The 20,613-nt window shown below is 60.6% G+C and carries 18 protein-coding genes; 13 read left to right on the top strand and 5 right to left on the bottom strand.

What is annotated here, in order from left to right; translation table 11 throughout:
* Nucleotides 1-10: 10 nt before the first annotated feature.
* The 5 genes from J2046_RS28530 to J2046_RS28550 all read right to left on the bottom strand — a co-directional run bounded on the left by J2046_RS28530 (nucleotide 11) and on the right by J2046_RS28550 (nucleotide 3,985).
* The gene (locus J2046_RS28530) at nucleotides 11-1,180 is read right to left on the bottom strand and encodes a cysteine desulfurase family protein (protein WP_210057578.1); all 1,170 of its coding nucleotides are present in this window, start codon (nucleotides 1,178-1,180) and stop codon (nucleotides 11-13) included.
* Between the two features lie 61 nt (nucleotides 1,181-1,241).
* Nucleotides 1,242-1,931, bottom strand: coding sequence for an RES family NAD+ phosphorylase (locus J2046_RS28535; RefSeq protein WP_210057580.1), 690 nt, complete (start codon nucleotides 1,929-1,931; stop codon nucleotides 1,242-1,244).
* A complete protein-coding gene (locus J2046_RS34005; protein WP_233470353.1) occupies nucleotides 1,928-2,365 on the bottom strand; it encodes an MbcA/ParS/Xre antitoxin family protein in 438 nt (145 codons plus the stop codon). The genes J2046_RS28535 and J2046_RS34005 overlap by 4 nt, the downstream gene beginning before the upstream one ends.
* Nucleotides 2,366-2,451: 86 nt before the next feature.
* Nucleotides 2,452-3,207, bottom strand: coding sequence for a hypothetical protein (locus J2046_RS28545; RefSeq protein ID WP_210057582.1), 756 nt, complete (start codon nucleotides 3,205-3,207; stop codon nucleotides 2,452-2,454).
* A 148-nt stretch (nucleotides 3,208-3,355) separates the two neighbouring features.
* Nucleotides 3,356-3,985, bottom strand: a complete 630-nt coding sequence (locus tag J2046_RS28550) for a hypothetical protein (RefSeq protein ID WP_210057584.1) — start codon at nucleotides 3,983-3,985, stop codon at nucleotides 3,356-3,358.
* A 117-nt stretch (nucleotides 3,986-4,102) separates the two neighbouring features.
* Here J2046_RS28550 and J2046_RS28555 point away from each other — a divergent pair, with 117 nt between their 5' ends.
* The 13 genes from J2046_RS28555 to J2046_RS28615 all read left to right on the top strand — a co-directional run bounded on the left by J2046_RS28555 (nucleotide 4,103) and on the right by J2046_RS28615 (nucleotide 20,531).
* A complete protein-coding gene (locus J2046_RS28555) occupies nucleotides 4,103-5,677 on the top strand; it encodes a recombinase family protein (protein ID WP_325169797.1) in 1,575 nt (524 codons plus the stop codon).
* Entirely contained in the window at nucleotides 5,677-6,576 is a 900-nt protein-coding gene (locus J2046_RS28560) for a plasmid partitioning protein RepB C-terminal domain-containing protein (RefSeq protein ID WP_233470354.1), read from the top strand. Before J2046_RS28555 ends, J2046_RS28560 begins: the two co-directional genes overlap by 1 nt.
* Entirely contained in the window at nucleotides 6,569-7,507 is a 939-nt protein-coding gene (locus tag J2046_RS28565; RefSeq protein ID WP_210057586.1) for a plasmid partitioning protein RepB C-terminal domain-containing protein, read from the top strand. Before J2046_RS28560 ends, J2046_RS28565 begins: the two co-directional genes overlap by 8 nt.
* A 102-nt stretch (nucleotides 7,508-7,609) precedes the next feature.
* Nucleotides 7,610-8,590: a 3'-5' exonuclease gene (locus J2046_RS28570; protein WP_210057588.1), complete on the top strand. Its 981-nt coding sequence runs from the start codon at nucleotides 7,610-7,612 to the stop codon at nucleotides 8,588-8,590.
* Nucleotides 8,591-8,606: 16 nt separating this feature from the next.
* Nucleotides 8,607-9,428 (top strand): DUF429 domain-containing protein, encoded by an 822-nt coding sequence (locus J2046_RS28575; protein ID WP_210057590.1) that lies wholly within the window; start codon nucleotides 8,607-8,609, stop codon nucleotides 9,426-9,428.
* On the top strand, nucleotides 9,425-9,697 hold the full coding sequence (locus tag J2046_RS28580) for a hypothetical protein (protein ID WP_210057592.1): 273 nt from the start codon (nucleotides 9,425-9,427) through the stop codon (nucleotides 9,695-9,697). Before J2046_RS28575 ends, J2046_RS28580 begins: the two co-directional genes overlap by 4 nt.
* A gap of 287 nt (nucleotides 9,698-9,984) precedes the next feature.
* Entirely contained in the window at nucleotides 9,985-10,167 is a 183-nt protein-coding gene (locus tag J2046_RS28585) for a hypothetical protein (protein ID WP_003501420.1), read from the top strand.
* Between the two features lie 202 nt (nucleotides 10,168-10,369).
* The gene (locus tag J2046_RS28590) at nucleotides 10,370-11,329 is read left to right on the top strand and encodes a DUF3991 and toprim domain-containing protein (protein WP_210057594.1); all 960 of its coding nucleotides are present in this window, start codon (nucleotides 10,370-10,372) and stop codon (nucleotides 11,327-11,329) included.
* Nucleotides 11,330-11,472: 143 nt separating this feature from the next.
* The gene (locus J2046_RS28595; RefSeq protein ID WP_210057596.1) at nucleotides 11,473-12,075 is read left to right on the top strand and encodes a DUF1419 domain-containing protein; all 603 of its coding nucleotides are present in this window, start codon (nucleotides 11,473-11,475) and stop codon (nucleotides 12,073-12,075) included.
* Between the two features lie 11 nt (nucleotides 12,076-12,086).
* Nucleotides 12,087-12,485: a DUF3085 domain-containing protein gene (locus tag J2046_RS28600; RefSeq protein WP_210057599.1), complete on the top strand. Its 399-nt coding sequence runs from the start codon at nucleotides 12,087-12,089 to the stop codon at nucleotides 12,483-12,485.
* Nucleotides 12,486-12,582: 97 nt separating this feature from the next.
* Nucleotides 12,583-17,724 (top strand): DEAD/DEAH box helicase family protein, encoded by a 5,142-nt coding sequence (locus J2046_RS28605; RefSeq protein WP_210057601.1) that lies wholly within the window; start codon nucleotides 12,583-12,585, stop codon nucleotides 17,722-17,724.
* Nucleotides 17,725-17,846: 122 nt separating this feature from the next.
* On the top strand, nucleotides 17,847-18,284 hold the full coding sequence (locus J2046_RS28610; protein ID WP_210057603.1) for a hypothetical protein: 438 nt from the start codon (nucleotides 17,847-17,849) through the stop codon (nucleotides 18,282-18,284).
* 399 nt (nucleotides 18,285-18,683) lie between these two features.
* On the top strand, nucleotides 18,684-20,531 hold the full coding sequence (locus J2046_RS28615) for a ParB N-terminal domain-containing protein (RefSeq protein WP_210057606.1): 1,848 nt from the start codon (nucleotides 18,684-18,686) through the stop codon (nucleotides 20,529-20,531).
* Nucleotides 20,532-20,613 lie beyond the last annotated feature (82 nt).

The raw sequence follows: 20,613 nt of genomic DNA on the forward strand, positions 1-20,613 counted from the left end.
AGAGGGGACCTTACTGGTGAACCCCTCCAGTTTCAAGGCGAGACAGCGCGGCGGCATCAACAATATGGCCGGCAGCGGTTAATATCTCTTCCGAATTCTGGTAGCGATTACAGAAAATCCGAATAACGCCACGAGCATCTAATTCTGAAAGACCAATAGATTCAAGAACATGTGAAGTTTTGATTTGCCCTGAAGTGCATGCCGACCCCGTTGAAAGCGATACGTCACGCGCGATGCGGGCGCAGAGCTCGTCCGCATCGACGTCGAAGAGCTGGATGGACGCAGCGCCTGGAACGGTTGCCGCATCGCCGCTGACCCGCCGGAAACGAAGTTGCCGTTGTTCAAGCGTCTCAAACAACTGCTTGATCAACGCCGAGCAGTGCGCTTGGTCGGATCCAAGCCGATCTCTGGCGGCCCGAGCTGCCGCACCGAAGCCTGCAATCAGCGCGACTGGTTCAGTTCCGGGCCGTAGACCGCTTTGCTGGCCGCCACCCAAAGTCAGGGGGAGGGGCTTCAGCGCCGATGCGGCAACGTAGAGGGCGCCTATTCCCATCGGTCCATAGCATTTGTGGGCCGAAAGGGTGAGATAGTCGACATCAAGCTCGACGACGTCAACATCGATCTTGCCGGCGGCCTGCGCAGCATCGGTATGGAAGAGCGCGCCGCTCTCATGCGCCAAGGCAGCAGCTTCCTTGACCGGTTGAATGACACCGGTCTCATTGTTGACCATCATCACGGATGCGAACAGGAGGTCCGGGCCGACAAGTTTGGAGTATTCAACAAGGTCAAGGCGGCCGCGATTATCAACTGGTGCTCTGGTAACCTCGAAGCCTTCGGGCCGCAAAGCATATGCAGGTTCCAGGACAGCTTTATGTTCGATTGCCGAGACCAATATGCGGTTCCGGCTCGGGTCTTGGTTCCGGGCCGCTCGAACCGCACCGATGATTGCGAGGTTGTTCGCTTCGGTGGCGCCAGAGGTGAAGGTGATCTCGTGCGACGATGCGCCGATTAGATCTGCCACGAATTCGCGACCATTGGCGATCGTACGCGCTGCCGTTTCACCGGAGATGTTGGGCGAGCCAGCGTTACCGGGTTGTGTCCAAACTGCAATCATTGCATCGCGCGCTTCTGGCGCAAGCGGCAGGGTGGCGAAACCATCGAGATAGATTGGATGCATCATCTGAAATTCCGCCAGCTATAAAGTAAGGAGCTTTTTCTTAACGTTGCCAGGGTTTTAGGGCTCAAAGCCTCGCTATTTCCGGTTTGGGCCCTCCCTGCCACTCGAGTCGCCATATTGCTCCTTGCCGCAGATTTTGGACGAGCGAGGGGTGAAAAGCCACGAGGCAGGTGCCACCCGTCGATCTCACGGAAGGATAGATCAGCCCTGGGCTGTCTTTTTCCGTACGAAGCCACTTGGCAAGAGCTTGCCCTGCTGGGTAGGCGACCGCGGGGTCGGCGCTCAGGCTAGGGTCAGCGGCAAATTCCCCGCCCCGCAGATCATGAAATTGACCCACGAAGTCGGCGATCAATTCCGCGTAGTCTGTTACGTTCTCAAAACGGTTGATCGCTTCAAGTTCCCGGGTCAGGTGGAAGGATACTTCAGCCAAGGCAGTCTCAGTTTGGAGGGCGCAGTACCACGCGCCACGTTCATCATCATTGAACCGGTTTCCGCCCGGGCGAGTGTACGTGAACGCCGCGTTGATGAAAGTGTGGCCCGGCCTGCCGAAGACGAGCTCCTTGGGATCAAGATCCAACAAGCCGCCTTCCTGCCCTTGAAGGCGGCCGCTGGTCGCACCCTCTAATTCAGCCAGATCATCCAATGCACCTTGGTTCGGAGCAAGAGCCAGCAATATTGGTCCCTTGAGCCGAGCGGTGGATATAAGACGGACAGTGTCTCGCTGAAAAATGTCGGCGCGGATGGGCTCGATCAAAGGCCACCTCGCAACGCATCAATATGACGCCTTACGAGCAGAAGCTTCGGGATGCCACCCTCAATCATCACGTCAATTGGCCGTCGCCCGTCGAAAAGCGGTCCCTTGTTTGGAAGCTTCACCCATTCGTCGGCAAGCGGTTCAGAGAAAAGCAGTCGCAAGCCTTTGAAAATCCCGACCAAGGCGCTGATCCTTGTGAGAGTATCCTGAGACAGGCTTCCGCTCCATTCTCCCTTTTTCATTCGGAACCAGGTTCGTTCCGAGACATCACCCAATAAAGCGCATACCTCCACGCTGGTGAGGCGCCAAATCTCGGCCAACCGAACAACTCCGGATACAGCTGCTGAGGTCAGCCGCTCACGTGCGCTCTCGTCGCCAAGGTTGACGGGCGACTGCGGAATTCCATTGTCACGAACTGCGTGTGCTACGACCATGATAGCCTCCATCTGACAGTGAATATACTGCCAAATGGCAGAATTTCAAGACCCCAGCCGCGATACCTCCGAGGGCGTTACCGAAACTACAAGGCGTTGAACTCAGCCGCGACGGCCGTCCGTCGCGTATCATCTCGGAGAACTTGCTCTACTTCGGTCGCCGCGTAATCCGCGCTCTGCAATCGGAAGAACCGCATAAAAAGCAACAGCATGGTGCATCCGAGGAGAAGGCAGGTCGAAGCCAGCCACGCTCCGTAAACAGCCAAGACCAAAGCGGTTAGAGTGAGAAGGGTCGTCGCTTCTAAGCAAACCCAATACCAGGACCAATTGGTAAGCGCTTGGATGACCGTGTGACTGTCGATCTCTGGCTTAGTGCTCGACACATAGGCATAGAAGGTGGATCCCATCAGCCTTTTCCGCTGCTGTTTTACTTCATGAAGTCGGGTGATCGACAGAGTAGCTCCCGATGCGAGGGCGAGCGGATAAAGGATGTAGTGCACATCGAATTCTTTGCGAATTCTGAAAAGGTCGGAAAGTCGGTCGTGCAGTCTAATGGCGTGAGCAATCAGCCCTACGCCGATTGCCAACGTGAACACCCCCAAGAGCGATGCAGGGAAAGGCAGAACTTCGGCAGCTTCTCGCGGAAATAGATTCTCAATAAGGGCAATTAGCTTTTTGATTGGCGGGGCAAAGTGACTCAATGTGAAGATACACACTATCGCTACACCGAACGTGTACCAGCCGAGCTTGGTGAGCATCTCGCGATAGTTACTGACGCTGAAAATCGGAAACAACGACACTTTGGCCCCCCCGAGCGAAATAGCTACTTGTGGCTCGCTCATCATCGAAATGCAACAGGTGGAAAAACCCGCACCTTGAGCGTTTGCGCGTATAAATGGGTCGTTTAAGACATTGTTTCTTTTATAAGGTCGCCGGTTCGATTCGCTTCAACAACTTTCCCCTCTCGGTACATCGAGCGCGAGTGTCTCTTCAACGGACAGGCCGATATCTACCTTTTCGACGTGAACCGAAATATACCAACAGTCCGGCGAGTTGGAGGCCATGGATATCCCGTCGCGCGGTTTTCAGGCTGACCTGCCAGATGGCCATGATCTCCTTGGCACCGTAGCGGTCACCGTCAACGATACGCTCAAGAAACCAGTGCTGCCGTTCATTGAGCTCCACGGGTTCAGGGTCATGTTTAGGGTCGCGATCAGGGCCATTTTCAGGGTCATTTTCCCGTACATCCTTTGTTAGCGCACTGAAGGCCGCTTCTCCGGCAGCATAGGCTTCCCGCGCAGCGGCACGGACAGGACGATCGCTTGCCGACGACAATGGATTAGAAGCCGGGCCCTCGATCAGCCCCAGAACAAAGGCGCGGATGACGGGGGAGGAGACCATAAGGCGTAAGAAAAACAAAGTGTCCGGCGCGTGCTGTGCCGACAGCCAGTGCTTGACCGTGCGTTCGCTCGCATTTGTCTGTCTCATCAATTGTTTGATCGCACGATGGGTATCGCCATGCTCCTTGCGCAACAGATCGGCGATGGTCTGGGCCAACATGTCGCGCCCGCCCAGAACCCCCTTCCACACCGGCAGCTTCCTGCCCTTTTTCGGCAACATCTTCCGCTCCTTCGTCCGCTAAGCTTGCAATATCGCGGGAGGCGGCAGGAATGTTGTCGTGCGCTGTGGCGGTCAGTGGCCCGGACCGATCCGGCAGGAACGAGGAAAGGGCGAAGCGTGGCGAACCGGAAGACCTACGACAGAGAACTATCGTCAGCGCAGCCGGCGCGTCCTGTTCGCGCTGCCGAATACGTCCGCATGTCGACCGATCATCAGAAATATTCGACAGAAAACCAAGCCGACGCGATCCGCCAGTATGCGGAAGCTCGCGGAATCGAGATCGTCAGAACCTATGCCGATGCAGGAAAGAGTGGCCTCAAGATAGAGGGGCGTGACGCGCTCCGCCAACTGATCGAGGATGTACAGGCCGGCGGCACTGACTTCACCATCGTTCTTGTCTACGACGTCAGCCGTTGGGGACGGTTTCAGGACGCTGACGAAAGTGCCTATTACGAATATATTTGCCGGCGCGCCGGTATCGCGGTTCAATATTGCGCCGAGCAGTTCGAAAACGACGGAAGCCCGGTGTCGACGATCGTCAAGGGTGTGAAACGGGCGATGGCCGGCGAATACAGCCGCGAGCTATCGACGAAGGTGTTCGCGGGACAGGGCCGGTTGATCGAAAAGGGTTTTCGGCAGGGCGGGTCTGCTGGCTTCGGTCTGCGACGTACTCTCATTGATGAACATGGTGCTGTCAAAGGGGTCCTGCAGCGTGGCGAGCACAAGAGCATTCAGACAGATCGCGTTATTCTGACACCTGGACCGTTCGAGGAAGTGGACCTGGTTCGCGAGGTGTACCGAGCCTTTGTCCACCACGGGAAGAGTGAGAGCCAGATTGCCGTTAATCTCAATGCCCGAGGTATCCTGACCGACCTTGGCCGTCCATGGACGCGGGGAACCGTCCATCAGGTCCTGATCAACGAGAAATATGCCGGCGACAATGTCTGGAACCGCCGCTCGTTCAAGCTGAAGAAGAAGCGTGTCCGGAACGATCCCGACATGTGGATCAGGGCGGAGGGAGCTTTCGAGCCCGTCGTCGCACGCGAGCTTTTCGAGGCGGCAAGAACAATCATCAATGCGCGCTCGTTCCGCCTGAGCGATGAAGAGATGTTGCAGTCCTTGCGAGACCTGTTCCGGCAAAAGGGATTGCTCTCGGGCATTGTCATTGATGAATGTGACGGCATGCCGTCCAGTAGTGCGTATAGTGCGCGCTTCGGAAGCCTGCTTCGGGCCTATCGTCTCGTCGGCTTCACCCCCGATCGGGATTACCGCTATGTCGAAACCAACCGGGAGCTCCGCAAACTCCATCCCGGTGTGGTCGCCGAAGTTCTGGAAAGATTGCGGGCAACCGGCAGCGATACCTTGCAGGATCTGCAAACCGATCGGGTAATCGTCAATCAGGAATTCACGCTTTCGGTGGTCATTGCCCGTTGCCTTCAGACGTCGACAGGGCTTTTGCGCTGGAAGCTCCGCTTTGATACGTCTCTTGGTCCCGACATCACGGTTGTGGTGCGCATGGATGCGGCTAACCGGGCGCCCTTCGACTATTATCTGTTCCCGCGGATCGACGTTTTTTCCGAGAAGTTGCGGCTGTCGGAAGACAACGCCCTTCATCTCGATGCTTATCGCTTCGACGATCTCGAGCTTCTCTATCAAATCGCTACACCCGTTCCCCTGCCGGAGGCCGCATAATGTCTGCCCTTCGTCCGAACCGGATCGAGATGATCCCGATTTCTCGAATTACGGTCCTCAACCCACGAGCCCGTAACAAGCGCCAGCACCGCGACATCGTGAATAACATCGAGGCCATTGGCCTGAAACGTCCCATCACGGTGAGCCGGCACGATGGCCCCGGTGGTCCACGATATGATCTGGTGTGCGGCGAGGGGCGTTTGGAAGCATTCCAAATGCTTGGTCAGAACGAGATTCCGGCGGTTGTTATCGAGGCCGCCGAGGACAAATGCCTTGTGATGAGTCTCGTGGAAAATATCGCGCGACGCACGCCGCGGCCGATCGACCTGATGCGAGAGATCGGTGCCTTGCGTGCACGTGGGTACACCGACGCGGCCATTGCCGAGAAGATTGGCGTCGGCTCGTCCTGGGTCAACATGATCGCGTCCCTTCTCGAAAAAGGAGAGGAACGGCTCGTCGCCGCTGTGGAAACGGGCCTCATCCCGATCACACTTGCCATGGAGATTTCCCGGGCAGAAACGGAAGAGGCACAGAACCTGCTCCTCGACGCATACGAGGCCGGTCAGCTTCGGGGGAAGAAACTCGCCGCGGTCAGGCGGATGCTCGACATCCGGATGCGCGCGCAGGGCAAGGGTTTACCGGCGGGACGCCTTGGACGGAAGGGCAGCGGGCGCCGGATGACGGCACATGATTTGATGCAGGTCTATCAACGCGAAGCAGAAAAGCAGCGACTGCTGGTCAAGAAGTCGGATTTCACACAGACACGGCTTCTGTTCATCGTTGAGGCATTGAAAGATCTGCTCGCTGACGAAGGATTCGTCAATTTGCTGCGGGCCGAAGGACTGGCGACCATGCCAAGGGCGCTGACCGCACGGATTTCCGGAGGCCGCAATGAATGATGGGCCGGACAACAACGATGGGGATGGGCGGATCCGACTCGCCTTCGACCGAGACATAAGAACGCTTCCGATTTCCGCGATCGTTTCCCTTAAGTCGCTCCCGGACGGCGCTCGCGAAAGCAGAAAGTTCGCTCAGGTTCTAAGCTCGATCAAGGCGATCGGCTTGGTAGAGGCGCCGGTCGTCATCGCCAACACCCAGAATGCTGGGACCTGGTTCCTGCTCGATGGACATCTGCGGCTGGAGGCACTTAAGGAACTCGGCATTGCGGAGGTCGAGTGCTTGATCGCCACCGACGACGACACCTATACCTATAACAAGCGGGTCAACCGGCTGGCGCCGATCCAGGAGCATAGGATGATAGCGCGCGCCATCGAGCGCGGCGTTTCCTCTGCTGACATAGCCGACGCGTTGGGCCTTCAGGTGGAGTCCGTCATTCGCCGCTTTCGACTGCTGGAAGGCATCAGTCCCGAAGCGGCTGAGATGCTGAAGGATACGCCCTGCTCAATGAAGGTGTTCGATGTTTTGCGGCAAATGTCCGCCGTTCGCCAGATCGAGGCGGCAGATTTGATGATAGGTCAGCACAATTTTACCGTCATGTTCGCTCGAGCGATCCGCGCTGCCACGCCTGACAGCCAACTGGTAACGGCCAAAAAGGTGACGGGCGCGGCTGCAGGCACGCCATCAGGCCAGCAGATTGCCCGTATGGAACGGGAACTGGCCGCGCTTCAGACGCAAGTGAAAAGCGTCGAGGAAACCTATGGCATCGACAATCTGCACCTCACCGTGGCGCGCGGATATGTCGCCAAGCTGCTTGCGAACAGTCGTATTACCCGCTGGCTTGCGCATCACCGCCAGGAATATCTCGGGGAGTTTCAGAAAATAGCTGAGATAGATTTGATCGGCCCTCAATCCGACGCTCCAGAGGCATAGCCGCACGCTACCTGCGAAGGGAGACACTCTTGGCACCTCGTTGCTTGCACCGGCGTCGATGCGTATTGTGCGCTCCGTAAGCCGCAATTGGATCGGAATTGAATGACCCGGCAACTCGACTTCTTTGCAGCTCCTGTTATGCCGGCTACCGAGCGAGTTGCCAGGCCGCAGGCTGTTGCTGGAAGGGGGCAGGGCGGCTTCGGTTCTGATGACGAGGCCATGGCCTGCCATCTGGAAGCGACCGGCAACTATCGCATCCTGCGAAGGCTCTCGCCCCGATCAGTTGTCGAGCATGCTCGGCCCGAATTTCCACGGCAGGGCGTGATCCTCGACACCGAAACCACCGGCCTCAACTATCAATCCGACGAAATCATCGAAATCGGCGTTATCGCTTTCACCTTCAGTGACGCGGGCGAGATTGGCGATGTCACCGGCGTTTATGGCGGACTTCAGCAGCCGACCGTTCCCATTCCGGCCGACATAACACGCCTGACCGGCATCACCGATGACATGGTCGCCGGGCAGGTCATCGACTTAGTCCGCCTGAAATCGCTCATCGAGTCGGCCGATCTGATCGTTGCTCATAATGCCGGTTTCGACCGTCCCTTCTGCGAGGCTTTCTCGCCGATCTTCGTCCATAAGGCCTGGGCCTGCTCCGTGTCTGAAATCGACTGGTCGGCACGCGGTTTTGAGGGAAGCAAGCTCGGTTACCTGATCGGCCAGTCGGGCTATTTTCACGATGGGCACCGCGCTGTCGACGATTGTTTCGCGCTGTTAGAAGTGCTTGGGCAGACACGGCCCGATTCAATCGTAGCGCCATTTGCGGAGCTCTATCAGGTCAGCCAGCGATCACGGGTTCGCATCTACGCTGAAAATTCCCCATTCGACATGAAGGATCATCTCAAGGCGCGTGGCTATCGCTGGTCCGACGGCTCCGACGGCCGCCCGAAATCCTGGTGGGTTGAACTGCCGGAAGAGAAGCTAGAGGAGGAGCTGCATTTCCTGCGGATGGAGATCTATCGCTGGGATGCCGATCCACCGGTCAAGTATCTGACGGCGTTTGATCGCTTCCGGGCTGTTTGAATGGCCGGGAGAGGCGATGACGACCATTCTGGGTATTGATGCAGCCTGGACCGCGACACAGCCGAGCGGTGTCGCGGTGGTTTCCTCCACGGCCTGCAATTGGCGCCTGATCTTCGCGGGATCGTCCTATCGTCACCTCCTGGCGCAGGCCGAAGAGGATCTGATCTCCACGTCCCGTCCTTCCGGCTCGGTGGCGGAGGCTGCAGCTCTCCTTGCTGCCGCCGGGAAGATCGCCGGCGCTCCTGTCGATCTTGTTGCCGTGGATATGCCCCTTTCTCTCCAGCCGATCACCGCGCGGCGAGTTTCGGACAATCTGGTTTCGGCAGCCTATGGCGCCCGTCATTGCAGCACTCACACGCCGAGTGCGATCAGGCCCGGCAAGATCAGCGACGATCTGAGGGGCGGTTTCGGGCACTGCGGATACGGACTGCTGACGAAAGAGGTTGGTGTGCCGGGCCTGTTGGAGGTCTACCCGCATCCGGCCCTGGTCGAACTGATGCGCGCCGAAAAGCGGTTGCCTTACAAGCAGGGCAAGACCCGCAATTACTGGCCAACGGAAAACCCCGCCGATCGGCGCAACAAACTCTTCGAAACCTGGCGGGCCATCGTCGCCTGCCTTGACCAGGAAATACCGGGCGCCTCCAACGTCTTACGGCTTCCTCCACTCGCGGCTCCATCGTGGCAGTTGAAGGCGTTTGAGGACATGCTGGACGCAGTCATCTGCGCCTGGGTCGGGATATGCGTCTTCGAAGGAACCGCCGTGCCGTTCGGTGACGAGACCTCGGCGATCTGGATCCCCCGATCAGAGCTTCTGGCGTCGCAGCGGGGCCGGCCATGATCGAACTCCTGCGGCAATGGATCGAACACCGGCGAGCGATCCGCCGCCGTTGGCAGGAAGACGCCAGGCGACTTGCCGGGGCGGACCCGATTAATGCCTACTATGAGGCGCAGCGAAGAGCTTCGCGCAGCCGGGCGCAAGGTAATGCCGGTGACTACTGGCATTGGGCCAAGGTTGCCAGCGAAGTCGCGCGCATCGAACCGCGTGCCGCGATGGACTTTGAGGTCGTCAAGGCGATTGCCGATCAGGAAACGGCCAGTCGCCGTTGAGTTACCTGCGCGCTGCGTGCCGGAAATACCGCCGGGTTGACAATGTAGCTGTGGTGCCAGTGAAAGACCCGTGCCGGAAAACCGCCTGGTCCTCCGAAGCACACCAATCCCGCTCTTGATTGATGGCGTCCTGGCCCAGGTCCGGATCTCCGTCGATCAACCCGTTGAGGGTCCGCTAGCAAGCTGCGGCCGCTTGGGCATTCGCCTCAAGCGGTGATCGCGACCGTCCCCGGTCCTTCGAGGAGCCATCGAGCGGGATCGGCCCGCTCCGGACGGAGGTTTCTCACATGGCACAAGATCTTGCACTCGCTCAACGCCACGCATTCGCGCTTGCCCGCACTCTGATGGTCCCGGTCACGCTCTTCCGGTCCGGAAACGAGTTCGGCGTTCTCCCGAGCGACGAACTCGATGACGGCGAGGTCGAGACCATCGCCGAATTCGATCCCTTCGAATACGGGCCGGCTCATTGAGCCGGCATTTCCCCTTTTCAGGTGCCGCTTGCGAGCGGCAGGCGGCAAGGGAAGCTTCGCCGCGGCCGGGTGCAGATCTGCACCTTGCCGGCCGCGCCCTTGCCCCCTTTGCTCTTCGCGGGCCGCCGGAAAGGGGTCCCGCAAACTGCGGGGAGAAATGAATCCGGAAAGAAGGGCGGACGTGTGAGCGCCGACAGAAAGCATGGAGAAAAAAGAACTGGAAGACCTGCGGGACCGTGTTCTCTGCGGCGTCGTGTTGGAGCAGTCCGGCTTTGCGATCGACGTGAAGGAGAGCACCCGCAAGGCGGTCAAATATCGACGCGGGGCGGAGATCGTCATCGTCATCCATGAGGGAAGGGGATGGTTCGATCCCCTGTCCGACGCGAAAGGCGACGTCTTCAGTCTCGCCACGCATCTCGAAGGAGTGTCCTTCGTCAAAGCGCTCGACCAGGTCGCCGCATTGGTCGGTTTGGTTGCCAAAGAGCCGCTGTGGACCCGAAGCGCTCGAGAGCCCGTTCCGGCTGAGGCCACCCCCGAGCGGTGGGCAAAGCGCCGCAAGCCTTGGCGGGGATCGATGACGTGGCACTATCTGCGTGCCGAACGCTGCCTGCCGGAGACCATCATCCGTGCCGCCCTCCGCAGCGATGTGCTGCGGGAAGGTCCCTACGGCAGCATGTGGGCGGCCCATGTCGATGCCGATGGCGGCATCACTGGCTGGGAGGAGCGCGGCCCCGACTGGCGCGGCTTCTCGAGCGGAGGGTCGAAGGTGCTGTTCCGGTTCGGCTCCCTTGACGCCTCACGCCTCTGCGTTACCGAGGCGGCGATCGACGCCATGAGTCTGGCCGCATTCGAAGGAATGCGAGAGGGGAGCCTCTATCTCAGCACGGGCGGGGGATGGTCGCCGGCGACAGAAGCCGCGGTTCGCGTGCTCGCCGCACGTCCGGGCGCGCAACTTGTCGCCGCAACCGACGCCAATGCACAAGGTGAAGCATTTGCCGTTCGCCTGCGCGACATCGCCGAAGATGCCGGCTGCGACTGGTTCCGCCTGACGCCGCCGGCTGAGGACTGGAATGACGCATTGCAGGAGAGAAGAGGGCAAGAAAGGAAAAAAGGGGAGAGCAGGAGAGGCCTGCCGCATGCCCGCCGGCCGCGTCAAGGGTGAAGCTTCGCCCGGCTTTGCCGGCCCTTGACTCGGGCTGTCGGAGAGGCGGCCGCGAGGGAGGGGTCAGGAAGGGCTGAAGAGAAGATGGCGCCATTGCAAAGATGAGCCGCGCTCCAGCCCGACGAGGCCAGAAGGAGCCCATCATGAACCTCTCTCCCATCCGTAAAGTCTATCAGGGCATCGCCGATCGCCGGCAGATGTTCCGCATGTTCGACCGTCATGCGCAGCGCCCGAACCGGTGGGAGGGCGACGACAGCGCGCTTTATCGCGGCGAATGGTTCGAGATCGGTGAGGCATCCCACGATTACATGTTCGAGATCCTGCCGCCGCTTTGGATGAAGGCTGAGATGTTCGCGATTCGCGAGTTCCTGACCGATTCCATTACCAGCATCTTTTTCACGCTGTCGATCGACGGGCGCATCCGGCACTTTCACGGCTATTGCGACCTCGCTGACAAGGGTTCGCCCGAGCGCATGCGCGCCGCAATCATCGAGCGCGAATCCAGGCCTGTCCGGTCGATGACGCGCGAGGAGCGTCTGGAACATATCTGGAGCAGCACGGCAGACGATTATCGCGGCTATGCCGGCGAGCGTTGGCCAGACGCTGATCGCGGCAAGCGCACGGTGATGTTCTTCGCCAGAACGGCCGGCACCACATGCAAGCTGCTGGAAGACCTGACGGACGTGGAGATCGCGGCGAAGCTGCCGGTACATCTGCGTTACCTGCCCGACGCGCTCGCGGCGTGACGGAGGGCGACATGTTCACTTTCTCTCTCACGGACATTTGCGCCGTGCTGGCGCGTGGCCGTGCCGACGCGACCGCAAACGGCGGCTTTCGGATTCCGTATCAGGGAATATCCCCTGAAGCCGAGGCCAGAGCCGGCCTGTGGCTGGTCGGTGACGAGGGCGTCTACGTTCTCTCGAACGGAAAACTCGCTGAAGGACAACGGCCACTCGTGATCTATGCCGAGGAGTGTGATCCGAAGACCAACCCGGATTACTGGCACTACAAGCGCCGATATTTCGGGGGCGATGACGGGGTCGAATTCATCGACGCCGTCGAACTCGAAATGCTCGTCGCGGCTCAACCCGACGCGACGCATCTGCGGATCGTGATGGACGACACGTCCCTGTCCATCGGCCTGGTCCGCCGCTGACGCGGCGCACCCTTCCAACAACTTCGCGACCGCCCCGCCCTGAGGATCACCTCCAGCGGAACGATGGCGCTCGCCCTTTTCCAAGGAGAGCATTTTCATGTCCAATGATCCTTTTTCACTTGATCCTTCTGGCACCCTCGACATGTTCGGGAACACAGCCCTGTCGTCAGGCTTAAGCCTTGGCGTCACGGCCTTCGGTGGTTTTGTGCCCGAGACGGCCCCCGAACCTGCGAATGACGACGATCCCGATCCGACGCCGCCGGCGCCCGCGCCGGCGCTGCCGATCGCGCTGCCCCAGAGGTCAGCACCACGCCGGCAGGGCGACCGGGCGAACTTCTATCTCGATGTCGGCGAGGATCGCGGCCTTGCTGCGTCCTGGAAGGAACGCGCTCGACTGAACGTGGCGGCCATTTTGACCGCGAACGAGATCGAGCGGCACAACATTCCGGTCACACGAGAGCATCAGCAACGATTGATCCGCTTCACCGGCTTCGGCGCTTCCGAGCTGGCGAACGGCATGTTTCGCCGTCCGGGTGAAGTCGAGTTTCGGGACGGCTGGGACGATCTCGGCTCGTCGCTCGAGAGTGCGGTATCCGCGAGCGATTACTCCAGCCTGTCGCGTTGCACGCAGTATGCGCATTTCACGCCGGAGTTCATCATCCGAGCGATCTGGGCGGGATTGCAGCGCATGGGCTGGCACGGTGGTCGCGTGCTGGAACCGGGCATCGGCACGGGCCTGTTTCCGGCGCTGATGCCGAGGGCGTATCGCGACCACGCTCACGTAACCGGCGTCGAACTCGATCCGGTGACAGTGCGTATCGTGAAGCTCCTGCAGCCGAGAGCCCGGATTATCGAAGGCGATTTCGCGCGCACCGATCTCTCGCCGATCTACGATCTTGCCATTGGCAATCCACCGTTTTCCGATCGCACCGTGCGTTCGGACCGGCAATATCGCTCGCTCGGTCTGCGTCTGCACGACTACTTCATCGCGAGGTCCATCGATCTCCTGAAGCCCGGCGCCTTCGCGGCCTTCGTCACCAGTTCCGGCACGATGGACAAGGCGGATGCAACAGCCCGCGAGCACATCGCCAGATCGGCCGACCTGATCGCCGCCATTCGTCTGCCCGAACGCAGCTTCCGCCGCCAAGCCGGCACGGACGTCATCGTCGACGTCCTATTCTTCCGCAGGCGCAAGGCTGGAGAAGCTGAGGGCGACCAGACCTGGCTCGACTTGGATGAAGTCCGCCCTGCAACAGAAGACGAAGGCGCTATCCGCATTAACAGCTGGTTCGCACGGCATCCTGATTTCGTGCTTGGCGACCACGCGCTGACGTCGGGCCCGTTCGGCGAGACCTATACGTGCCGTGGTCGCGCCGGCGTCGATCTCGAAGTGGCGCTCAACACCGCCATCTCTCTTCTTCCGGAAGATCGCTACGACGGCGAGCCGTCAGCAATCGACATCGAACTGGAGGACGAGCTCGGCGAGATCGTCGATCTCCGTCCCGGAAACGAGAAGGTTCGCGAGGGCAGCTTCTTCATCGACGCCAGGCACGGCCTGATGCAGATGGTTGATGGCTCTCCGGTTCCGATCAAGGTCCGCAAGGGCCGTTCAGCCGAAGGCATTCCGGAAAAGCATGTCCGTATCATCCGAAAGCTGATCCCGGTCCGGGATGCGGTGCGGGAGGTGCTGAAGGCCCAGGAACAGGACCGCCCGTGGAAGGATCTTCAGGTGCGCCTGCGTATCGCCTGGTCGTCATTCGTCCGCGATTTCGGACCGATCAATCACACGACGGTTTCGATCTCGGAGGATACCGAGACTGGTGAGGTGTGCGAAACCCATCGGCAACCGAACCTTCAGCCTTTCCGTGACGATCCCGATTGCTGGCTGGTCGCTTCCATCGAGGACTATGACCTCGAAACCGATACCGCCCGTCCCGGTCCGATCTTTTCCGAACGGGTGATCTCGCCACCGGCAGTCCCGGTGATCACTTGCGCCGCCGATGCGTTGGCCTTGGTGCTCAACGAGCGCGGCCGCGTCGACATCGACCATATCGCCGAACTCCTGCATCGTGACCCCGATGCGGTGATCGCTGAACTGGGTGACGCGATCTTCCGCGATCCGACGGATGGCTCTTGGCAGACCTCAGACGCCTACCTCTCCGGCCCGGTCCGCACCAAGCTTGCGGCCGCGGAAGCCGCCGCTGCGCTCGATCCCGCTTATCTGCGTAATGTCCGGGCGCTACAGGAGGTCCAGCCCGCCGATCTACGTCCGTCCGATATTACCGCACGCCTCGGAGCGCCGTGGATCCCGGCGTCCGACGTCATCGCCTTCGTCAAGGAGATGATGGGGGCGGAGATCCGCATTCATCATATGCCGGAACTGGGATCATGGACGGTCGAGGCCCGTCAACTCGGCTATTCGGCGGCCGGCACATCGGAATGGGGCACGAGCCGCCGCCATGCCGGCGAACTGCTCGCCGATGCGCTGAATTCCCGGGTGCCGCAGATCTTCGACACCATCAAGGACGCCGATGGCGAGCGGCGGGTGCTGAATGTCGTCGACACGGAAGCGGCGCGCGACAAGCTCCAACGGATGAAGGAGGCGTTCCAGACCTGGGTCTGGTCTGATCCCGATCGCACCGACCGGCTGGCCCGGGTCTATAATGACCGCTTCAACAATATCGCGCCGCGCAAATTCGACGGCTCCCATTTGCAGCTTCCCGGCGCCTCGGGCGCTTTCGTTCTTTATGGGCATCAGAAACGCGGCATCTGGAGGATCACCTCCTCGGGCTCGACCTATCTCGCCCATGCCGTCGGCGCCGGCAAGACCATGACCATGGCGGCGGCGATCATGGAACAACGCCGGCTCGGTCTGATCGCCAAAGCGATGCTGGTCGTGCCCGGCCATTGCCTGGCGCAGGCCGCCCGCGAGTTTCTGGCGCTCTATCCGTCGGCGAACATTCTCGTCGCTGATGAGACCAACTTTACCAAGGAAAAACGCCAGCGTTTCCTGTCGCGGGCGGCGACGGCGGTCTGGGATGCGATCATCATCACCCACTCCGCCTTCAGGCTCATCGGCGTGCCCTCGGCCTTCGAGCAACAGATGATCCACGACGAGCTGCAGCTCTACGAGGATCTCCTGACCAGGGTCGATGATGAGGACCGGGTTTCTCGGAAGCGGCTCGAACGCCTGAAGGAAGGGTTGCAGGAGCGGCTGGAGGCGCTTTCCACCCGCAAGGACGATCTTCTGACCATCTCCGAAATCGGCATCGACCAGATCGTCGTCGACGAGGCGCAGGAGTTCAGAAAACTCTCCTTCGCCACCAATATGTCGACGCTGAAAGGGATCGATCCGAACGGCTCGCAGAAAGCCTGGGACCTCTATGTGAAATCTCGGCTTATCGAGACGAAGAATCCCGGGCGCGCCCTGGTGCTCGCCTCCGGCACGCCGATCACCAACACGCTCGGAGAAATGTTCTCGATCCAGCGGCTGCTTGGCTACGAGGCATTGCACGAGCGCGGCCTGCACGAGTTCGACGCCTGGGCCTCGAACTTCGGCGATGAACGCACCGAACTGGAACTCCAGCCCTCGGGCAAATACAAGCCGGTCAGCCGCTTTGCGAGCTTCGTCAACGTGCCGGAACTGATCGCCATGTTCCGGGCCTTCGCCGACGTGGTGATGCCGGAGGACCTTAAAGCGCATGTCAAGGTGCCGGAGATCGCGACCGGCAGGCGGCAGATCCTGACGGCGGCGCCCACACCTGCCTTCAAGGCCTACCAGCAGATCCTGGAAACCCGCATCAAGGCGATCGAGGAACGCGACCGTCCACCTGAGCCCGGCGACGACATCCTGCTCTCCGTCATTACCGACGGCCGCCATGCGGCGATCGATCTCCGCCTGGTCATGCCGGCAATGGACGACGAGCCGGACAACAAGCTCAATCTGCTCGTTCGCAACGCCCACCGCATCTGGAAGCAGACCTCGGACAACACCTACCTCCGCCCCGACGGCAAGCCTTACGAACTTCCGGGCGCGGCGCAGATGATCTTTTCCGATCTCGGCACGATCAATGTCGAGAAGACAAGGGGGTTTTCTGCCTATCGCTGGATCCGCGACGAGCTCATCCGTATGGGCGTGCCGACGACCGAAATCGCCTTCATGCAGGACTTCAAGAAGACCGAGGCAAAGCAGCGCCTGTTCGGTGACGTGCGCGCCGGGAGGGTCCGGTTCCTGATCGGCTCATCGGAAACCATGGGCACGGGCGTCAATGCCCAGCTCAGGCTAAAGGCACTGCACCATCTCGATGTCCCATGGTTGCCGTCGCAGATCGAGCAGCGAGAGGGCCGTATCGTGCGTCAGGGCAACCAGCACGACGAGGTGGACATCTTCGCCTACGCCACGCAAGGCAGCCTCGATGCGACCATGTGGCAGAACAACGAACGAAAGGCGAGGTTTATTGCCGCCGCACTCAGTGGCGATACTTCCATCCGCCGGCTGGAAGACCTGAACGAAGGCCAGGCCAATCAGTTCGCCATGGCCAAGGCCATCGCCAGTGGTGACGAGCGCCTGATGCAGAAGGCCGGGCTGGAGGCCGACATTGCCCGTCTTGAGCGTCTGCGCGCCGCCCATGACGACGATCTCTTCGCCGTCCGCCGGCAGCTTCGCGACGCCGAGCGCGAGATCGAGACGGCGAACCGCCGCATCGGCGAGATCGGAAAGGACATCGAACGGTTGGTTCCGACATCAGGCGATGCCTTCACGATGATTGTCATGGGCAAGCCGTATACCGAGCGGAAGGACGCCGGCCGCGCGTTGATGAAGGAAATCCTCACCCTCGTCCAGCTCCAGAGCCAAGGTGAAGTCCACATCGCATCGATCGGCGGCTTCGATCTCATTTATGAGGGCGAACGTTTTGGCCGTGGTGACAATTACCACTACCAGACCCTGCTTCAGCGCACCGGCGCCGATTACGAGATCGATCTCGCCGTCACTGTCACGCCACTCGGTGCCATCTTCCGCCTCGAGCACGCGCTCGACGGGTTCGAAGAGGAGCGGGCACGTTATCGCCAGAGGTTGGCGGAGTACCAGCGGCGGCTTTCCTCCTACCAGTCGCGGCAGGGTGGCACCTTCGCCTTTGCCGACGAACTGGCTGAGAAGCGCCAGAAGTTGCGTGAGGTCGAGGAGGCGCTGGCGAAGTCTGCGCGCGGTGATGCCGAGGCCGAGGAAATTGCCGCTTAGCCCCGTTGCTGACGTGGCTTCTGGCCTTGCCCCTGTGTCGCTCTCGAAGGATAAAGATGGGCAACGCAGGAGCGCCTCAACGGGGAGCGGAAATCTGCTGTCAAGGATGCCGGGATCAGTCAATGGCGCGGATTGAATATAAGAAACTCGGCTTCTGCGACGCTCTACCCGAGGACATTCGCGGGACGATCGAGATGATGGCGCCGCAATTCCTTGCCGAAACCTGGCCCGTGCGGTTTGTCGCGCTGCTGTCGATGTTGGAGGAGATCACAGATCAGGTGGAGGAAGCTGGTCGCCCGTTTGTCGTCAACAATTGGGTGATCATCGTCAGCGGCTTGCTGGAACACCTGCCACGCGATCTGTCGTCGCCTGAATGCCTGGCCCTGATGCGCCACAGCGCCCTCGAGCCGTTCCGGCAAAGTGCTATGCGAGAGTCACCGTGCTTGGACCAGCATGATGAACTCTTGCGGAGCAAATATCCGCAGTGGTCGGTAGTCGAGGACCTCCTCCGGGAATATGAAACATGGGCTGCGAAACAATCGCTGATAAAACGCCACTAGCAGCGATACGGATATCAACCACGAATTCGAGAAGGAAGGGGGGCCTGCGTCGGGGATAAATCCCTGACACCATGGGCCAGGCCGAACCTGCAGGCTCCTTCGATTGTCCGTGCTGCCTCGCGTTTCCCTCACCCGTCTGAAAAAGTAAGAGGAGGAAAGAAAGGAGGAAACCCTTTTCGCAGACCGGTCGACCCGTCGCCGCTTGCGCTCAACCGCCCCCTCCGCACCCCTGCCGGTCGTTCTCGCAAGGCTTCGCCCCGCTCGCCCGGACCGGCAAGGCCGCTCGGGCGCAGTTGCGCCGGTCCGCCCGCCCTGCGCTCCGGGCGGTGTCTTCGGAAGAACTGAAGACGGACAAGAACCGGCACATCCCGGTTCCGAAACCCGGAAGGAGCAAATCCCATGCAGATCCTCAAACTCGATCCCCGCGCGCTGAAGGACAACCCAGACGATGCGCGCCGTTCCAAATCGTCGCCGCAGGCTGACGCACTGCTTCTGGCAACGGTGAAGGCGGTTGGCATCATCCAGCCGCCCGTCGTGTCGCCGCAGACGGATGGCGGGAACGGCTACATCATCCAGGCTGGCCATCGTCGTGTGCGACAGGCGATCGCCGCCGGCCTCGAGGAAATCGAGGTCATCGTCCGTGAAGCCGCCAACGACAATGGCGCCATGCGATCGATGGTCGAGAACATCGCGAGAGAACCTCTCAACGGGGTGGACCAGTGGCGCGGCATAGAACGGCTCGTTGCGCTGGGCTGGACGGAGGAAGGGATCGGCGTTGCGCTCGCCCTGCCGGTTCGCCAGATCAGGAAGCTTCGGCTGCTGGCCAACGTGCTGCCGGCCATGCTCGACCACATGGCGCTCGGTGACATGCCGAACGAGCAGCAGCTTCGCACGGTGGCGGCCGCCTCGCTCGACGAGCAGAAAGAGGTCTGGAAGGCGCACAAGCCGAAGAAGAGCGAGCGGGCCGACTGGTACAATATCTCCAGGGCACTCTCGAAGACGCGCATGTATGCGAAGGATGCGAGCTTCGGTGACGACCTTGCCGCTGCCTACGGCATCGAGTGGGTCGAGGACCTGTTTTCACCGGCCGACCAGGACAGCCGCTACACGACCAATGTCGAAGCCTTCCTCGGCGCCCAGCAGGAATGGATGACGAACAACCTTCCGAAGAAGGGCACGATTGTCGAGGTCAACAACTGGGGCCAGCCGGAACTGCCGAAGAAGGCCGAACGCGTCTACGGCAAGCCCTCGAAGTCCGACCATGTGGCCATGTATCTTGACCGTGACGGAAAGGTGCAATCGGTTGCCTTCCGCATGCCGGAGGACAGGCAAGCGAAGGGCAAATCCGGCGTCTCCGCGACAGGCGGGCAGGGCGATGTCCATGACGGCAGGATCATCGACACGCCGAAGCCGCGTCCCGACGTCACCCAGAAGGGCCATGACATGATCGGTGATTTCCGCACCGACGCCCTGCATGAGGCGCTCGGCCGCGCGCCGATCGAGGACGACATGCTGATCGCCTTGCTCGTTCTCGCCTTTGCCGGCCAGAATGTCCGCGTCGACTCTGGTTCCAACGACACCGTGTTCGGACCGAAGCGTTTCCGGCGCCATGCCGCCCGTCTGTTCTCCGAGGACGGCAAGCTTTCCTTTGATATGGAGACGGTGCGTGTAGCCGCCCGCTCCATCCTGATCGATGTCCTGTCATGCAGGCGCGGCATGTCGAACAGCGGCGTCGTTTCCCGCATCGCCGGCGGTGCCATCGGCGCCGACGGGTACCTTCCGAACATGGGCTCCGAAGATTTCCTGTTGTGCCTGTCGCGGCAGGCGCTCGAAGCGGCGGCGAAGGAGGCCAATGTCCTGCCGCGTCCAAAGGTGCGCGAAACCCGTGCGGCTCTGGTCGACCACTTCAAGGAAGGTCATTTCGTCCATGCGTCGGCGCTCTTCGCGCCCGATCCGAACGAGGTCGCCGATCTGATCAAGCATGCCGACACTCTCGACGACGAGGCAGCCCAGGTTGACGCCACAGGGGATGGCTTTGACGGCGCGCCCGTTGAGGGCGCCGCGGTCGATGCGGAGACGGATGCAGATATAGGCGAAGGCGCTCCGATTGGTGGGAGCGTCGTCGATCAAGGTGAAGCCCTCGATCCGTTCGAGGGTGAAGCCGATCTGCCTGAGACCTTCGACGATGCTCCAGAAGCGGCCGAGCCTGACGAGACGCAGGAGACCTATCGCGTCGCGGCGGAATAGCCGCACCCGCACTTTCCTTTCGAATGATGCTCCGCCGCCGGTGATTTCCACCGGCGGCGGGCTCGTATTTGCAACCCCTCGA

The organism is Neorhizobium petrolearium (assembly GCF_017873175.1).
GTDB classification, from domain to species: Bacteria; Pseudomonadota; Alphaproteobacteria; order Rhizobiales; family Rhizobiaceae; genus Neorhizobium; species Neorhizobium petrolearium.